This window comes from Dietzia sp. SL131 (genome assembly GCF_026672565.1).
GTDB lineage: Bacteria > Actinomycetota > Actinomycetes > Mycobacteriales > Mycobacteriaceae > Dietzia > Dietzia kunjamensis.
The window spans coordinates 85,077-100,582 of record NZ_JAPPRI010000003.1; the positions used below are offsets into that span (position 1 = coordinate 85,077).

General features: G+C 73.2%; 13 protein-coding genes. 5 read left to right on the forward strand and 8 right to left on the reverse strand.

Annotated elements, in window-relative coordinates; translation table 11 throughout:
• The first annotated feature begins 76 nt into the window (after positions 1-76).
• The 3 genes from OVA21_RS01055 (at position 77) to OVA21_RS01065 (ending at position 5,374) form a co-directional block, all read left to right on the forward strand.
• The gene (locus OVA21_RS01055; protein ID WP_268091584.1) at positions 77-2,038 is read left to right on the forward strand and encodes a hypothetical protein; all 1,962 of its coding nucleotides are present in this window, start codon (positions 77-79) and stop codon (positions 2,036-2,038) included.
• A 119-nt stretch (positions 2,039-2,157) separates the two neighbouring features.
• On the forward strand, positions 2,158-4,344 hold the full coding sequence (locus tag OVA21_RS01060) for a DUF6541 family protein (RefSeq protein WP_268091585.1): 2,187 nt from the start codon (positions 2,158-2,160) through the stop codon (positions 4,342-4,344).
• A gap of 91 nt (positions 4,345-4,435) precedes the next feature.
• Entirely contained in the window at positions 4,436-5,374 is a 939-nt protein-coding gene (locus OVA21_RS01065; RefSeq protein WP_268091586.1) for an SDR family NAD(P)-dependent oxidoreductase, read from the forward strand.
• A 21-nt stretch (positions 5,375-5,395) separates the two neighbouring features.
• On the opposite strand, the gene OVA21_RS01070 is transcribed toward OVA21_RS01065, so the two are convergent.
• The 5 genes from OVA21_RS01070 to OVA21_RS01090 are packed head-to-tail and all read right to left on the reverse strand — an operon-like array spanning position 5,396 to position 9,369.
• Complete coding sequence (locus tag OVA21_RS01070) at positions 5,396-6,199, reverse strand: hypothetical protein (RefSeq protein WP_268091587.1); 804 nt, start codon at positions 6,197-6,199, stop codon at positions 5,396-5,398.
• An 11-nt stretch (positions 6,200-6,210) separates the two neighbouring features.
• Entirely contained in the window at positions 6,211-7,884 is a 1,674-nt protein-coding gene (locus OVA21_RS01075) for an alpha/beta hydrolase (RefSeq protein ID WP_268091588.1), read from the reverse strand.
• The gene (locus OVA21_RS01080; RefSeq protein WP_268091589.1) at positions 7,881-8,222 is read right to left on the reverse strand and encodes a hypothetical protein; all 342 of its coding nucleotides are present in this window, start codon (positions 8,220-8,222) and stop codon (positions 7,881-7,883) included. The genes OVA21_RS01075 and OVA21_RS01080 overlap by 4 nt, the downstream gene beginning before the upstream one ends.
• A gap of 8 nt (positions 8,223-8,230) precedes the next feature.
• A complete protein-coding gene (locus OVA21_RS01085) occupies positions 8,231-8,620 on the reverse strand; it encodes a DUF2304 domain-containing protein (protein ID WP_069389183.1) in 390 nt (129 codons plus the stop codon).
• Entirely contained in the window at positions 8,617-9,369 is a 753-nt protein-coding gene (locus OVA21_RS01090) for a glycosyltransferase family 2 protein (protein ID WP_268091590.1), read from the reverse strand. The genes OVA21_RS01085 and OVA21_RS01090 overlap by 4 nt, the downstream gene beginning before the upstream one ends.
• A gap of 63 nt (positions 9,370-9,432) precedes the next feature.
• Here OVA21_RS01090 and OVA21_RS01095 point away from each other — a divergent pair, with 63 nt between their 5' ends.
• The gene (locus OVA21_RS01095; protein ID WP_119192901.1) at positions 9,433-10,329 is read left to right on the forward strand and encodes a glycosyltransferase family 2 protein; all 897 of its coding nucleotides are present in this window, start codon (positions 9,433-9,435) and stop codon (positions 10,327-10,329) included.
• Between the two features lie 7 nt (positions 10,330-10,336).
• Entirely contained in the window at positions 10,337-10,684 is a 348-nt protein-coding gene (locus tag OVA21_RS01100) for a hypothetical protein (RefSeq protein WP_268091591.1), read from the forward strand.
• A gap of 59 nt (positions 10,685-10,743) precedes the next feature.
• Here OVA21_RS01100 and OVA21_RS01105 read toward each other — a convergent pair whose 3' ends face one another.
• Genes OVA21_RS01105 through OVA21_RS01115 form a run of 3 tightly spaced genes read right to left on the reverse strand, consistent with a single transcriptional unit; the run spans position 10,744 to position 15,399 of the window.
• Positions 10,744-12,720 (reverse strand): arabinofuranosyltransferase, encoded by a 1,977-nt coding sequence (locus tag OVA21_RS01105; protein WP_268091592.1) that lies wholly within the window; start codon positions 12,718-12,720, stop codon positions 10,744-10,746.
• Positions 12,717-14,018: a polysaccharide biosynthesis protein gene (locus OVA21_RS01110; protein ID WP_268091593.1), complete on the reverse strand. Its 1,302-nt coding sequence runs from the start codon at positions 14,016-14,018 to the stop codon at positions 12,717-12,719. Before OVA21_RS01110 ends, OVA21_RS01105 begins: the two co-directional genes overlap by 4 nt.
• A complete protein-coding gene (locus tag OVA21_RS01115) occupies positions 13,996-15,399 on the reverse strand; it encodes a M1 family metallopeptidase (RefSeq protein WP_268091594.1) in 1,404 nt (467 codons plus the stop codon). The genes OVA21_RS01110 and OVA21_RS01115 overlap by 23 nt, the downstream gene beginning before the upstream one ends.
• Positions 15,400-15,506 lie beyond the last annotated feature (107 nt).

Sequence of the window (15,506 nt, forward strand, 5' to 3'; positions counted from 1 at the left end):
GGCCATCGTTCCCGAGCGCCCTGCCACTCAGGGGAGTGCACGTGCGCTCCCGCCGGGCCGACTAGCGTGGCCCGCGATGCCCCCCGCCACGTCCAGCCGCCGCCCCGCCCCGGGCACGCCCGACGACCGCACCCCGGGCACGCCCGACGTTCCCGCGCGGGCCCGGCCGACGGATCGCGGGCGGCTCGTCCTGGCGGCCTGCGCGCTGGTGGTGGTGGCGGCCACGGCGGTGCGCACCTGGGTCGCCGCGGCGGGCTGGTTCTACTGGGACGATCTCCTCCTGCACGGCAGGGCGGCCGCGCAGGCGTTCCCGGACCCCGCGTTCCTGTTCGCGGACCACGACGGCCACCTCATGCCCGGCGCGATGGCCCTGACCTGGGTCGCGGCGCACGTCGCGCCGCTGGACTTCCGCGTGCCGCTGGTGCAGATCGCCCTGCTCCAGCTGGTCGCGGGTGCCGCCCTCGCCCGGATGCTGTGGGTCCTGCTGGCGGGCCGGGCGATCCTGCTGGTCCCACTCGTGGCCACGCTCGCGATCCCGCTCGGCCTGCCGTCGGCCACGTGGTGGGCGGCCGCCCTCAACGCGCTGCCGCTCACCGCCGCGATGGCGTGGACGGTGGCGTCGATAATCCTGCTCGCCCGCTCGGGTCGCCGACGCCATGCCGTGGGTGCCGCGGTGGCCACGGCTCTGGGGCTGCTGTTCGTGGAGAAGGCGCTCATCATCCCGGTGGTGGCCGCGGCGGTGCTGCTGGGCTCGTGGTGGACGGGCGGCGGAACACGCAGTGAGCTGCGGGCCCTGTGGTGTCGGACCCGCTGGGCCTGGTCGGCGCTGGCCGCGATCGTGGTGGTGTGGGGGGCGGTGTTCCTCGTCGTCGTCGGCCGTTTCGGGGGAGGATCGTCGGGCGGGTTCCCGGCCGGGACCGAGGGCGGGGACGACACCGGCGGCACCGGCGCCGGGAGCCCGGGGCCCGGATTCGTCGACCTGGTGGACCACACCTACCGGCTGGCGGTGGTGCCGACGCTGGGCGGGGGACCGTGGAGCTGGGAGCGCTGGCACCCGGGACCCCCGATGGCAGACCCGTCGACGATGGCCGTCGTCGTGGGCGCCCTGGCGGTCGCGGCGGTCCTGGCGTGGTCCGTTTTCACCCGGCGGCGCACCGGTGCGATCTGGGTGGCCGCTGCGCTGTACCCGATGGTGACGGTGGTCCTGGTCGCGGTGGGGCGCACCGGCCCGGACACCGCGACGGAGATCGTGCAGACCCTCCGGTACCACTCCGAACTGCCGGTGGTGCTGGCTGCGGCCGCCGCTCTGGCGATCGCCGCACCGCGCCGGCAGGACGCCGCGCCCGAGGAGCGCGCCGCGCCCGAGGAGCGCGCCGCACCGCCTCGCGGCCGCGCGGGGACGTGGCTGCCGGCGGCGGGCGCGCTCGGCCTGGTCGCGCTGCTCGCCTCCTCCGCCGTCTCGACCGTCTCGTACCGCCAGGTGTGGTCGGAGCAGCCGTCCCGCGACTACACCGAGCCGCTGCTCGCGGCGCTGCGCGAGCGCACCGAGCCCCTGCTCGACAAGGAGGTCCCGCTCGAGGTGCTGCTCCCCCTGACGACGCCCGCCAACCGGCTGTCCGCGCTGCTCGCCGGGGTGCCGGGGGTTCCGGCGGTGGGGGCGTGGACCCGCGACCCGGTGGCGATCGACGCGCACGGGGCGCTGCATCCCGCCGACGTGGTCCCGGGCCGCACCATCCCGCAGGGGCCGGTGCCCGGCTGCGGCCACCAGGTCGGTCCGGACGGCGCCCGGATCGCCCTGGACGGTCCGCTGCTCGGCCGCGACTGGGTGGTCCGGCTCCACCTCCTCGCTGACGCCGACGGTCACGTCGCGGTCCGTCTCGACGACGGCGACGAGGTGACGGCCCCCGTCCAGGCCGGGCCGGGGACGGTGTACATCCGCCTCGAGGGCGGGGGGACGGGCCTGACCGTCACCCCGGGCGGGGGCGCCTCCCAACTGTGCGTGGGCAGCGGACCGGTCGGCGTGCTCGTGCCGCGCTGAGGTTTCACGACCCGGTGGACCATAATGGGCGGGTCGGACGGCGGGGCCACGGACGCCGAGAGGGACACGGACACGGACAGGACTAGGAACGGAGGCGGGTCATCGACATCGCGTTGGTCATGATGACCCTCACCGCGCTCCTGGTGGTGCCCGGCGCGATCGTGGGCGCCGCCGCGCAACTGCCCCTGCGTCTCGCGCTGGGCACGTCGATCCCGGTCTCGTTCGGGATCGCCGCGATCGCCGGTTACGTCTACGGCCGGGTCGGGGTGCCGTGGTCGCTCGGCGGGTACGTGGTCGCCACGGCCGCGACCGCCGCGGTGGTCGGCGTGGTGGGGCTGCTCCTCACCGGGGCGACGTGGGTGTGGCGACGACGACGACGGAGTCGGGACGCCACGCCGGCGGACCGGCGACGCCGTCGCCGGCTCCGCCGAACCGGCCGGGTCGGCCGACTCCGCCGGGTTCGCGGAACCGCCGGGGTCGAGCGCCCCGGCCGGGTGGACGGTCGGCCCGGGCGGCGCTCGTGGTGGTGGCTGCTGCCGGGCGCGGCGATCCTGACGAGCGCCTGGCTGATCGGCCAGATGATCCTCACCGAGCTCTCGGCGACCCCCGGCGGCACGGCGAACATCTTCCAGGGCTGGGACGCCCACTGGCACGCCAACTACATCCGCTTCATCCATGACCTCGGCGTGGCGTCGCCCGACCTCGCCGGGGAGCTGCGCTACCCGGAGAACGGCGCGACCCTCTACTACCCGAGCACGTGGCACTCGATCGCCGCCCTGGTCATGGGCCTGCGCGGGATCGGCGCCGTCGAGACGTACAACCTCGTGCAGATCGGCAGTGTCGCCCTCGTGTTCCCGCTGGGCGTGGCGGCCTTGGCGTGGTTGATCACCCACCGCCGGTTCTCCCGGCCCGTGGTGGCCACCTCGGCGGCCGTGGCCGCGATGGCCACGCCGCTGTTCCCGGGGCTGCCGTTCGTCGAGGTGATGGTCGCTGCGACCCCGTCGGCCGTGGCCAACGGCATGGCCGGCCTCGGTGCCGCGGTGGTGGTGGCGGCCCTGGCCGATCGGCGGCTCATCCCCGCCGCCGCGCTCGGGCTGGTCGGCATCGGCGGCGTCCACCCCTCGGCCATGGTCACCGCGGCCGTGTTCGTGCTGTTCTGGTGGCTGTTCGACGGGCTGTGGCGGCCGGTCCGCGGCCGCGTTCGCGACTTCGTGGTGTTGGCCGGTATCGGGCTGGCCGGGGTGCTCACCCTGTTGCCGCAGGTGCTCACGGTGTCCGAGGAGGCCGACGACATCTCGGCCTTCGAGTTCCAGATCGACGCCGACCGCGCCGCAACCTGGGGCAAGGCGGTAGCCCTGCAGGTGCGCCACGTCGAGGACTGGGGCGTGCGGTGGGTGCTGCTGTCCCTGGCCGCGCTGGGCCTGGTGGTGATGCTGCGCCGCAAGGTGTTCTGGCCGCTGCTGCTGTGGGGCGGTCTGTTGGTGGTGTGCGTCAACTCGATGAGCGTGTTCGGCAACTGGACCGGCGGTGTACTCCGCGGGATCGGCAGCATCTACTACAACGACCCCCGCCGGATCGGGGTGGTGCTGGCCGTGGTTGTGGCCGCGGCGGTGGGTGTGGGCGTCGGGGCGACCGTCCAGGCGCTGGCGGGCTGGTTGGGCAGGCTCGTCGATCCCCTCACCGACCCGGACGGTGGGGGCGTCCGGCTCGCCCGGGTGGCCGTGGCATTGGCGGCCCTGGTCGGGGTGGGGTCCTGGGTCGTGCAGGCCTCGCCCGAGTACGCGGTCGCGGCCGGGGTGAACCAGCGGTGGAACCGCATGGTCGACGAGCACGACCTGCGCGCCTTCCGCTGGTTGTCCGAGCAGCCGCAGGCCTACTCGGGTCTCATCTACACCAATCCCGACGAGGGCTCGGGCTGGATGTACGCCACTGACGGGTTGCCCTCGACCTCGCGGCACTACCTGCAACCCGGCGCCACGGCCCCGCTGACCACCTATCTGTTCTCCCGGATGGACGAGGCCGGGGTGAACCCGCGCGTCGACCGGGCGTTGGCGGATCTCGGTGTGACGTACGTGTACGTGAGCCCGCCCAACTACTGGGGGTTCCAGAAGCCCAACGAGCACCTGCTGCGCCTCGACGGCACGCCCGGCCTGGCCAAGGTGTACGCCGAGTCGCAGGTGCGGATCTACGCGGTGCGGGACGCGTTCACCGACGCCGAACTGGCCAGGATCGTCGAGGACTCGCCGTTCCCGCCCGACCGCCGGTCGCCGCTCACCCGGGCCACGGGGATACACGGACGAGAGTGACCTCGTCACCGGTCCGCCGGTCGTATCCTGTGCACGGGCCTCAGCTGGGGGAGCCGCGGCGAGTTCGCCGCACACGAGGGGAAGGCATCACATGCGCGCGTTGGTGACAGGAGGGGCCGGATTCATCGGGTCGACTCTGGTGGACAGGCTGCTCGGTGAGGGCCACGACGTGACCGTGGTGGACAACCTGTCCCGCGGTCGGCTCGAGAACCTCGCGGCGGCCCGCGAGGCCGGTGACCGGTTCGGGTTCCACGAGCTGGACCTGACCGACCCCGCCATCGAGGACGTGGTCGCCGGCGCCCGGCCCGAGGTCATCTTCCACCTGGCCGCGCAGATCGACGTGCGACTGTCGGTGGAGGATCCGGTCCACGACGCCCAGGTCAACGTCGTCGGCACCGTCCGGCTGGCCGAGGCGGCCCGCAGGGTCGGGGTGCGAAGGATCGTCTTCACCTCCTCCGGCGGGTCCATCTACGGGCCCGTGACCGAGCTGCCCGTCGCCGAGACCCGACCGGTGGACCCGCTGAGCCCGTACGCCGCCGGCAAGGTGGCCGGTGAGATCTACTTGGAGATGTTCTCGCGCCTGTACGGGATCGAGTGGGCGGGCGTGGCGCCGGCGAACGTGTACGGGCCGCGGCAGGACCCGCACGGCGAGGCCGGGGTGGTGGCGATCTTCTCCCAGCGCCTGCTGGCCGGCCAGCCGACCCGCGTGTTCGGCGACGGCGGCAACACGCGCGACTACGTGTTCGTCGACGACGTGGTGGACGCCTTCGTCCGCGCCGCCGAGGTCCCGGCCGCGTCGGGGCTGCGCTTCAACGTGGGCACCGGCGTGGAGACCACCGACCGTGGGCTGCACACCCTGGTCGCCGAGGCCGCGGGGGCCGCTGACGATCCCGAGTACGCCCCCGCCCGCCTGGGGGATGTCGACCGCTCGGCCCTCGACGCCGAGCGCGCCGCCGAGGTGCTCGGCTGGACGCCGCAGGTGACGATCCGTGAGGGCGTCGCCCGGACGGTCGACTACTTCCGCGACTGACGTCCTTCCGCGACTGACGCGCTAGTTATCGCCGGCTTCGCCGCGCGCGTCGCCGTCGGCGCGAGCAGTTCCGTCCTCACCCGCGGCGCCGGCGGCCTCCGCGTCGCCGTCGGCCTCGGCGGCACCGACCGCGTCGGCGCCCACGGCCGCGGCGCCGACGGCGTCCGGTTGCGGGGCGAAGTTGGGCCGGGGCAGGAACGGGCGGAGCAGGTCCGGGAATCCGGGCGCGGGCCGGGCACCGTCGGGCGCGGTGACCTCGAGTTCTCCCTCGCCCTGACCGGCGTCGTCCGCGCCGTCCGTGGCGTCACCCGCGGTGCCGCCCTCGGCTCCGCCACCGGCGACACCGTCGCCTTCCGCGGGAGCCACCGGAGCCGCCGGCGCAGCGGGCACCACCGGGGCGGGGGCCGCGGGCGCGACCGGGACGACCGGCGCCTGACGGACCGGCTGGACGGCGGCGGCCCGCGGCACCGGGGCCACGGTCGGCACACTGGTCACGGGGGCCACCGGGGCGACCGCCTGCTCGGCCCGGTCGTCGGCGGGCTCGGTCTCGGTGCTCGACTCGGTCGACTCCTCGCTAGTGCTGGTGAGTTCCTCGGTGCTCGACTCGGTGCTGGCGTCCGAGGTGGTGCTCGCGATCGGCTCGGCGGTGGGCCCGGTGGTCTGCGCGGATTCGACCTGCGCGCGGGCCCGCTCGACGGCCTCGGCGCTGCGGTGCGAGTCGTACCAGAGGCCGGCGGAGATCAGCCCGACCGACAGGACGCCCAGGGCGCCCATCCCCACGGTGGTGAGGGACGGTGGGGTGAACCGGGTGTCGAGCGAAGCCATGGGCTCTAGTATCAGACAGCGTCCGTGGGAACGCCAACCTCTTCCCTCGCCGCGCGCGTCGCCGGTGGAACCGTCGTCAGTCGCTCGGGTCCCTCCCAGAGCACGGTCGCCTCGCCGTAGGGGTCCTGATCGCGACGGAGCAACAGGCCCACGGTATGTCGGCGCAGGACGGGCAGGACGCGCCCCTCCTCGCCGCGGTCCACGCCGGTGTGGCGCGCCCGGATCCGCCGTTCCCGCCACAGGGGCACTTGCCCGCCGAGCATCACGGCGAGCATCGCCCGGAACGCCCCGCAGTCCCGGTCGAACACGCCGCCGTGACCGCGTGTGCCGTAGACGGGCGTGCCGTCGGCGAAGTAGCCGGTGTCGAGTCGGACGGCGCCGCCGCCCAGGTCGGAGTGCGACCAGCGCTGTCGCAGGCCGAACCGGATCTGCAGCAGTTCCACGGGGTCGCCCGGTGCGGTGAGGGAGTACCTGCGCACCGGGCCGGGGGCGCGCCAGTCCGACGGCCCCGCGACGCCCACCCCGAGATCGGGCGACTCGGCGTAGATCACCCGGTCGGCGCGCAGGCCGAGCCGTTCGGCGGTGCCCACGATCCGCCCGCCGTACGAGTGCCCCACCACCGTCAGTGCCGCGCCGGGGCACTCGATCTCCATGACCCTGTCCACCTCGCGACAGAAGCGGACCAGGCGCGGCGCCATGGCGTCGGCGAACCGGGGATCGCCGGCATCGGCCATGATGTCCTGCGGGAACTCGCCGTCGAGGAACGTCACCACGGCCAGTCGCCCGCCGCCCGCCTCGACGAGGTCCACCGCGACGTCGGTGTTGACGTGGGACATGTCCAGGTTGGTGCCGGTACCGGGCACGTACACCGCCACCGCCTCGGTCTCCGGGCCGAGCTCGCCCACCACCTCGATCATCCGCCCACCGCGGCGCGGTGAGAACGCCGGGAAGGAACGACGACGACGAGAATCACGTCTCGCCATCGTCTCCAGACGCCCGATGCGCGGACTCCACGGCGTACCCGCCAGGTGCTCGCGGTGGAGCGCGGCGCGCACGGCCACCGCGTTGGCGCGGGCCCGCACCGGCCAGGGCACGCCGTACGTCCCGCCCACGGCCTCGGGCTCGGCCAGCGCGAGGAGTCGCCGGTCGGCGACGGGCATGTGCTCGACCGTCGCGTACACATCGGACGGGTCGGCGGGGTCGGGGTCGGGGTCGAGTCCGGCCGAGTCCGGGCCCCAGGCCGCGACCGTCGCGGCGGTGTCGAGCCCGCCGGATCCGTCCGGCCCGCCCGCGACGTCCGGCCCGCCCGCCACGTCCGGCCCACCCGCCGCGACCCCGGCGAGCCTGGCCAGGTCGGCCAGCGCGTTGTCCGCCGCCCGGTCCAGCGTCGCCCTCAGGGCCGCGCGCCCGGGCTCGGGAAGCGGGTCCGGCCCGTCGAGGTCGTCCCAGGAGTCCTCGGCGAGCTCGACCAGCCGGTACACGCCCGCCAGGATCTCGGTCAGGCCGCGGGCCTCGCCGCCGACGGCGTCGGCCAGCGCGTCCAGGGCGGGGGAGTGGATCGTGGAGGTGAGGAGCGCGTCGCGGGCGGTCGCCAGAGCGTCCCTCGCTGAGACGAGGCCGGCGGCCAGCTCGAGCAGACGCGTCACCCGGGCCGGAGGCGAATTCTCCGGCAGTGCGCCGGTCACCGCGGCCGCCGGAACGGCTGGGCGTCGGCGACGGCCCGGGCCGCGTCCCGGACAGCCGCCTCGGACAGCGTGCCCTCCGCGAGACCGTCGGTCAGCGCGAGCAGGCGCGCGATCCGATCGGAGGCGGGGCGCAGGAGGGCGCGGACCTCGTCGTCGTCGTCGATCCGGGCGAGACCCCCGCGCGCGCCGGTGTCCCCACCGGCGGCGTCACCCACCTCGCCCGTTCCGGGGTCGTCACCGGCATGGAGGACCGCGTCGAGTCGTCCGCGCGCCACCCCGAGGCGGCGTCGCAGGCGCGCGGCCTCGCCGCGGACGTCCTCGTTCGCGCCCTCGTCCACGGCTGCGGTCAGGACCGCATCGGGTCGTCGTCGTCCGGGGCCGGCTTCATGACCACCGCGTCGACCTTGTCATCGGGCCGCACTGCGTTCTGTAACGCGATCGTCCGCGCCAGGCGCGAGTACCGCAGTTCCTGCTCGCGGAAACGCACATAGGTGGACACCGTCACGAACGCGAAGCCCATGACCAGCGCGTACAGCACCAGGTCCGTGCCGCGCTGCACCCCGAGCGCGTTGGCGACCACGGTGAGGTCATCGGGGCGGATCACGGCGTACACCATGAACACGACGAACAGCACGAAGCCGATCTTCACCCCGGCCTTCGCACGCGCCTTGCGGCGGTTGGCCAGGAAGAACACGACCAGCGCGGCGCCGGCCAGCAGGAGCAGGACCTTGATCATCGGGGCAGCCTCTTTCCCACGAACCCGTCGGAGAGGATGTTGATGCCGTTGAGCAGCGACTGGCCCTTGGACATCGAGTACTCGGTGTACAGGATGTCGACCGGCTGCTCGGCCACCCGCCAGCCGCGACTGTCCATGAGCTCCACGAACTCACTGGCGTGGCTCATCCCGTTCATCCGCAGGTTGAGATCCTCCGCGACGCGACGGTTGAACACGCGCAGACCGTTGTGGGCGTCGGTCAGGCCGAGCCGCCGCGTGCGCGGGCTGAGCAGGACCACGGTGCGCAGCACGAGGCGCTTGATCAGCGGCACCTGGTCGTCGTCGCGGCGGGGGCGACCGAAGCGCGTGCCCACGACGATGTCCACCGGCTCGGAGCGCACCCGCTCCACCATGGCGAGCACGTCCTTGACCTGGTGCTGCCCGTCGGCGTCGAAGGTGACGAAGTACCGGGCCCCCGGCTGGGCGCGGGCGTACTCCACGCCGGTCTGGATGGCCGCGCCCTGGCCCAGGTTCACCGGGTGGCGGACCAGGTGCGCACCCGCGCGGTGGATCGCCGCCGCCGAGTTGTCCGCCGAACCGTCGTCCACCGCCACGATGTTGGGGAACGTCCCACGCGCCGAACGGAGCACCTCCTCGATCACGGTGCCCTCGTTGAAGCAGGGGACGATCAGCCACACGTCGTGGTTACCGACGGTCGAATCACCGCCCGCCACACCCGGCCCCGTATCCCGCACACTGTCACTGCTCATCGGAGGTCGATACTATGCGACCGGACGGACAATCCGGTGACGAGAAGGACGGCGGTTCCCCTGATGGCCATCGACGTGATGCTCCCCTACTACGGGGACGTCGACCACTTCAAGAAGGCCGTGGACAGTGTCCTGGCGCAGAGCTACCGCGATTTCCGGTTGGTCGTGGTGGACGACGGCTACCCGGATCCGGAGCCGGCCCGCTACATGGGCGAGATCACCGCGCGCGACGAGCGGGTGACCTACGAGAAGAACGAGACCAACCTCGGCGCCAACGGCAACTACCGCAAGTGCCTCGGGATGGTCACCGCGCCGGTCGTCGTGGTGATGGGCGCGGACGACATCATGCTGCCCAACTACCTGCAGGTCGTGGCCGACGGGTTCGCCGCCGTGCCGGATGCCGCCGTGATGGAGGTGGGGGTCAGCGTCATCGACGAGCACGGCGCGCCCGTCCGGGGGCTGTCCGATTCGGTGAAGGCGTTCACCCAGCCCAAGGCGCAGGGCCGCACCGTGCTGCACGGCGAGAAGCTCATGACCTCGCTCATGCACGGCAACTGGACCTACTTCCCGTCGCTGGCGTGGAACTCCGAGTGGGTCAAGCGGATCGGGTTCCGCGAGGGCCTGGACGTGGTGCAGGACCTCGCGCTGCTGGTCGACGTCATCACCGGCGGCGGCCACATGATCTACGACCCCACGCTGGCGTTCCTCTACCGCCGGCACTCGGCGTCGGACTCGTCGGTCCGCGCCCTCGACGGTCGGCGGTTCGACGAGGAGGCCCGCTTCTTCGCCGGTGAGGCCGACGCGTTCGCCGCCCGCGGGTGGAAGAGCGCGGAGCGTGCCGCGCGCCTGCACGTCACCTCGCGGCTCAACGCGCTGTCGCTGATCCCGACAGCGGCCAGGGCCGGCAAGCTGACCGAGGGCGGCAAGAAGCTGCTCGGGCACACATTCCGCAAGTTCTGACACACGGGTGATCCCCGAGACGTGGATCCCGCACCGTCGCGACGACGGCGAGGTGGTCGGCTGGATCGACATGACGGTCGCCGAGCCGGCCCTCGTGCCGCTCGACAGGCTGGGCCGGCCGATGGGCCCGGTCGACGACTGGCACGAGGCGGAGGCGGCGCTCGAGCGGGTCGGGCTCCGCTTCCTCATGGACCGCTACCTGGTCGATGAGGGCGGGCGCGACACCGCGGTCCGCATCGCCCACGTCTACGACGACCGCATCGTGCTGTCCACCGCGCTCACCGACGCGGTCGAGGACGTGGGCCGCGAGATCGTCGTGCCGTTCCCGGCGCAGGCCTCGCTGCGGAGGGCATAGCGACTCTCTGCTGCCGGGGCCCGGGTGGGCCCGTGCTCCCCGGCGCGCCCGCCGGGGCCTCAGCGTCGCACGATCACCATCCGTTCCCCGACTTCGCGGACGTCGAAGCGGGCGGGATCGTCGAACTGCCGCGGCCGGAAGACGATCTCCTCGCGCGCGTTGTTCTGGACCCGGGGCATCTGGTTGACGATCGCGGGGAAAACCCAGCGGCGGGACCCCTCGCGGGTGAGGACCAGAACGTCGGGGCTGCGGAACTCACTCGAGTCCAGCGCGGCGGTCAGCTCTCCGGGGGTCTCGGTGTCCGCCCAGCTCCGGATCTCGTCGAGGCGCTCCTCGTACCGGCCGGCCGGCGTGGCGTACGCCTGGGCCGGCGCCTGGAACGAGAAGTACGGCCGGTAGGCGTAGAGGGTCGGATCCGAGGTCAGCAGGACGAGGTCCGAGGGTGCCCGGTCGCCGGTCATGTCGTCGATGGCGTCCAGCACGTCGCGGGGCACCGCGGGGAACCCGCGGGCTTCGGCGGCGAACTCCGCATCCTCCCCGGAGACGTGCTGCACCATCTGGACGGCAGCGAGGCCCGCGACCACCACCGCCGCGGCGGTGACGCGGCCACGGGACCGGTCGGGAGAGGTCCGCACGGCCCACCGGGCCAGCGTCAGCGCGCCGACCACACCCGCCAGGGCGAGGACGAGGGTGATGATCGGGATCATCCGGAACGGCAGCAGCGTGCTGCCCGTGACCGCCCGCAACCCCGAGAGCACGTACCACCCGAGGACGGTCACGGCCGTGAGGCCCAGGGTCTGTGCGAGGACGAGCCGTCGATCGGCCGGGGGGAGAGGGCCGTCGGCGTCGGTGTCGGCGACGCGGTCCATGTCGTGCTCGGCGCCGATCCGCGTTCGCAACGTCGCCGCCGCGCGCTCGGAGGCCCGCCCGGCTCCGTCGGGCCAAACGGTGACGACCAGCCACACCACGCCGATCAGGCACAGTAGCCCGACGGCGGACACCTCGAGCATCGGCAGCGGCCACCGCGAGGCGATCTCGGGCGCGAAGTCGTTGGCCACCGAGGGTTCGGTGTCCGCGCCGCCGAGGGCGGCCAGCAGGAATCGGTGCCAGAACAACAGTGCGATCGCCGCGGAGATCGCCGCCATGGCGGCCAGGCGGCCGAGCAGGGCGAGGACCACCGCACGATCGGCGCGGTATCGCCAGGAATGGATGACGACGACGAGGCCCACCAGCAGCGCCGCGACACCCGCGATGAGGGTGTAGCCCAGCGCGGCCCAGCCGAGGTACAGGCCGGTCGTCGCGACCAGCGGCCACGTGGGTCCGCGGCTCGTCCGGGATCCGGCTGCGGCGGCCACCCGTGCGCAGAGGAGGAACGTCGCCACGACGACCTGCGGGAGCAGGCAGATGAGGATCCACGAGTAGGGCTCGTAGGCGTTGGTGTGCCCGCCGATGACCGAGGTGACGAGACCGAACACGACGGCAAGCCGCGCGGGGACGAGCCATCGCCAGGCCACGAACGCGATCGCGCCGGCTATGGCCATGGTGACGATGGCGTACGGCTTGTAGAACTCCCAGCCGTCGATGCCCGTGATCCGGGACAGCTGCCCGCCCACCCAGAACCACTGTGGCGGGTAGAAGGGCGCGGCGTCGGCGTAGAAGGGGTCGGCGAGGGCGGGGGAGTCGGCGAAGCGGGTGACGTAGGCGACGCGGTTGAGCTGGTCGCCGCCGAGGCCGAACAGGTAGTGCGGCGTGCCGTTCAGCAGCAGTCCGAGGTGGGAGGACGCGAGGAAGGCGGGCCCGGCGGTGCCGAGCAACCACAGGCCCCGAGCGCTCGTGGACCTGCGCAAGAGCAACCATCCGGCGAGGATGACGACCGCCGCGGCGAGGGTCGCGCCGAAGGTCTCGGGCAGCCAGCTGGGTTCGACGAACGGCAGCGCGTCGACTCCCGTGAACGTGAGGGCACCGACCACGGCCGCGATCAGCAGGGCGGCGAGGAGTTCGCCGCCCAGGCGGGCGAGCAGGCGGACGTCGGTCATGCGTCGGTGTCCCTGTGGCGCGCGGTCACGGCGAGGCCGGTGACGTGGACCGCCACCCCGATGCCGGGGCCCGCGAGAAGCGCGATCGCGGCGCGCACGTCGAGCGGTCCGGGGACGGCGACGAGGAGGGTCGCCGCGGCGACGACCGCGACCCACCACCCGGCGTTGTAGAGCAGGTGGCGGTCGAAGGCCAGCGCCGCGTTGCCCGTCACCATCAGGGCGGCGGTGCCCACGGACGCGGCGGTCAGGGCGGCCAGCACCGCACCGGGCAGTTCGAAGTCGCCGCCGAACAACACGCGGATCAGCCTCGGGCCGACCACCCACGCGGCCCCCGCTCCCACGATCCCCACCGCCGTCACGAGGCCGAGCGGGGCGGCCAGCGAGCGCGGCCCGCGGGCGCGGCGCTGGACGAAGTAGACGATGATCGCGCTCTGGAAACTGGTGAGCGGCACGAGCAACGGCGCGCGGGTCAGGGTGATGGCGAGGATCACCGCGCCGACGAGTGGGGCCGGATCGTCCGCGCGGACGGTGGCGGTGACGAACAGCGGGAACCCGGTCACCAAGGCCGAGGTGCCGGCGGAGGCGAGCATGGCTGCCCCGGTGTTGCGCCAGAAGCGCCGGCGACCGGCGTCGACGGCGGAGGCCAGCGCGTCGCGGGTGGCGGGGGACAGGGCGATGAGCAGCGCCCACGTGACGGCGCCTGCGACCGTGGCCACGGCGAATCCGAGACCGGCGTCGCCGAGCCACCACGCGACGCCCGCCACGGCCAGGCGCAGCGCCGCGTCGACGGTGAGCAGAACCGCGTACAGGCCCCAGCGTTCGGTTCCCGACAGGGCGCCCGCGGTGGCGGCCTGGAGGGTGAAGCCGAGGATGCCGAACGCCATGACGGCGACGCCGACGCCGGAGAACGTGGGCAGGCCCAGCGCGGGCCAGGCCGGTGCGCTCACGGCCACCGCGGCCGCGAGGACCAGGCCCAGCGTGAGCCCGGCCGGCGGCAACCGGACGGCCGACCGCGGCGGCCGCGCGCCGACCGTGCCGGTCCCACCCCCGCGGGCCGAGCGGACGGCGCGGGTGACCTCCTGCATCAGCCCGTTGGCGACGCCGCCGAGGGCGAAGAACGCTCCCCAGTAGGTGGCGAACAACGGATAGTCTGCCGGGCCGAGTGCGCGGCCGGCGACGAGCATCACCAGGTACCCGGAGGCCGCGGCGAACAGGGTCGCCAGCGTCAGTGCCCGCATCCCGCCCGCGGCCGACCGGCCGGTGGTGGGTGTCGGCTCAGTGGCTGCCGGTGTCGTCATCGGGCATACCGAGGGTCGGCGGCAGGGGCTCGGAGAACAGCCAGGCGTTCCACAGCGGCCGCAGGTCGACGGGGGAGTGGTCGGCGGCCAGGTGGAGGAAGTCGTCGGTGGTGACGGTCCTGCCGGAGTACGTCGCGACCCACGCGCGGAGGAGATCGAAGAAGCGGTCGTCGCCGATTGTCAGGCGCAGCGCGTGCAGGGTCAGGGCGCCGCGCTTGTAGACACGGTCGTCGAACATGTCCTCGGGTCCGGGGTCCGACAGGAGGAGGTCCTGCGGGGAGTTCTGCAGCTTGGAGTAGTAGCGCAGGGCGTGACTTCCGGCGTCGGCGCCGCCGGAGAACTCGGTCCACAGCCACTCGGCGTAGCAGGCGAACCCCTCGTGCAGCCAGATGTGCTTCCACTCGGCGATGGTGACGGCGTTGCCGAACCACTGGTGGGCCAGCTCGTGGGCGATGAGTCGCTCGTCCGAGTCCGGCCGGCCCGCGGCTTCAGACGTGTTGCGTCCGAACGTCGACATGCCCATCGCCTCGAGCGGGATCTCGAGTTCGTCGTCGGTCACCACGACCTTGTAGCTGTCGAACGGGTACGGGCCGAAGAGATCGGAGAACACGGTGATCATCTCGAGTTGCCGGGCGAAGGCCTCCCGGAATCCCCGCTTGAGGTCGGCGGGGACGAAGGCGTGGAACGGCACCGGCCCGTCGGTGGACTCGAGGTGGTCGTACTGACCGAGGTTGACGGTGACCAGGTAGGGGGAGGTGGGGTGCGGGAGGTCGAAGTCCCAGGCGGTCGTGCTGCCACTGCGCTTCTTGCCGACCAGCGTGCCGGTGACGACGGCGCGGTACGGCGAGTCGGTGGTGAGCCGGATGCGGAACGGGGCCTTCGCCGAGGGGTGGTCGTCGCAGGGGAACCAGCTGGCGGCGCCGTTGGGCTGGCCCGCGACGAGGACCCCGTCGGTCAGTTCCTCCCAGCCCACCTCGCCCCACGGCCCGCGGATCGGCTTCGGGTTGCCGGAGTAGCGGATGGTCAGGGTGAACGCGGATCCCACGGCGAGCGGTTCGGCGGGGGTGATCGAGAGCTTGCCGCGGGGCCGGGTGTAGCGGGCGACGCGGCCGCCGTCGAGGAGGACCTTGGACACGGTCAGGTGCGGGGAGAGGTCGAGCCGGATCGTCTCCAGCGGCTCGGTGGCGGTCGCGGTGATCACCGCCTCGCCACGGAGGTTGTTGGGGCTCACCTTGTAGCTCAGGTCCAGCTCGTAGCGCGTGACGCGATATCCGTGGTTGCCCGCGCCGGGCAGGTAGGGGTCGACCGGGTCGGCGCCCGACGGCGTGCGTGGGGACGCGATCCTGGCGACGAGGTCTGACTTCACTGCCTTCAATTCCATGACCTGCGCGAGTCTAGAGGACCCGGGGCGGGCGGCACCCGTCTCGACGCGAGAAGTGACCGCTCTCGAGAAAGTAGTTGCCAAACTGGAAAGTACTTGTCTAGTCT

Excerpts from the sequence above, each read along its gene's own strand:
- OVA21_RS01115 (WP_268091594.1), bottom strand. The coding sequence starts at position 15,399 with ATGGAATTGAAGGCAGTGAAGTCAGACCTCGTCGCCAGGATCGCGTCC.
- OVA21_RS01105 (WP_268091592.1), bottom strand. The coding sequence starts at position 12,720 with ATGACCGACGTCCGCCTGCTCGCCCGCCTGGGCGGCGAACTCCTCGCC.
- OVA21_RS01090 (WP_268091590.1), bottom strand. The coding sequence starts at position 9,369 with ATGAGCAGTGACAGTGTGCGGGATACGGGGCCGGGTGTGGCGGGCGGT.
- OVA21_RS01095 (WP_119192901.1), top strand. The coding sequence starts at position 9,433 with ATGGCCATCGACGTGATGCTCCCCTACTACGGGGACGTCGACCACTTC.
- OVA21_RS01055 (WP_268091584.1), top strand. The coding sequence starts at position 77 with ATGCCCCCCGCCACGTCCAGCCGCCGCCCCGCCCCGGGCACGCCCGAC.
- OVA21_RS01085 (WP_069389183.1), bottom strand. The coding sequence starts at position 8,620 with ATGATCAAGGTCCTGCTCCTGCTGGCCGGCGCCGCGCTGGTCGTGTTC.
- OVA21_RS01110 (WP_268091593.1), bottom strand. The coding sequence starts at position 14,018 with ATGACGACACCGGCAGCCACTGAGCCGACACCCACCACCGGCCGGTCG.
- OVA21_RS01065 (WP_268091586.1), top strand. The coding sequence starts at position 4,436 with ATGCGCGCGTTGGTGACAGGAGGGGCCGGATTCATCGGGTCGACTCTG.
- OVA21_RS01070 (WP_268091587.1), bottom strand. The coding sequence starts at position 6,199 with ATGGCTTCGCTCGACACCCGGTTCACCCCACCGTCCCTCACCACCGTG.
- OVA21_RS01060 (WP_268091585.1), top strand. The coding sequence starts at position 2,158 with ATGATGACCCTCACCGCGCTCCTGGTGGTGCCCGGCGCGATCGTGGGC.